1 pseudogene is annotated in these 504 nt (G+C 65.5%); it reads right to left on the reverse strand.

The annotated features are described in order from the left end of the window. Positions 1-267: 267 nt before the first annotated feature. Positions 268-504, reverse strand: a pseudogene (locus tag NKI24_RS35920) (hypothetical protein); the annotation flags it as partial.

Below are 504 nucleotides of genomic sequence, written 5' to 3' on the forward strand. Positions count from 1 at the left end.
ATGAAGATCGATCCCCCCAGCTTTGAAGGACGTCGCGCGGGTTGAACTGGGCCGGCGGTTGATTCGTCGCGACCTTCAGGCCACCCGGCGCCACCGCTCGCGCTCAAGCACGGCGGCAACCGGTCGATAGACGGCGAGCGCGGCTCATCGTGCGCGGCCTGGTGCTCGCGAGGAACCTGTCATCGGGCATGCGCTCCACTGCCTCGGCGACATGCGCGAGCGACTGGTCGATCCAAGCGACGGCGGAACGAAATGCGTCAGCTTTGGTTATCCGGGACCGAATAGTCTCATTTGCCGATAGCGATCCCTCGTGAGGCGCCGGAGGTGCACATAGAGGATGCCGGCAAGGGCATGCCCCTGATGAACGCGGCCGCGCAGCTCATTGACGATCGCCATGTATGCGCCGAGCGGGATCGCGGCGAAAACCTCGAGCACGGCGGCCATGCCCTGCTCCACTAGGTCCGGACCGGCCAGCAGCAAGTCAGAGACGGCCGTCAGGCTGCT

This window comes from Mesorhizobium sp. M0701, assembly GCF_040320365.1.
Taxonomy (GTDB): domain Bacteria; phylum Pseudomonadota; class Alphaproteobacteria; order Rhizobiales; family Rhizobiaceae; genus Mesorhizobium.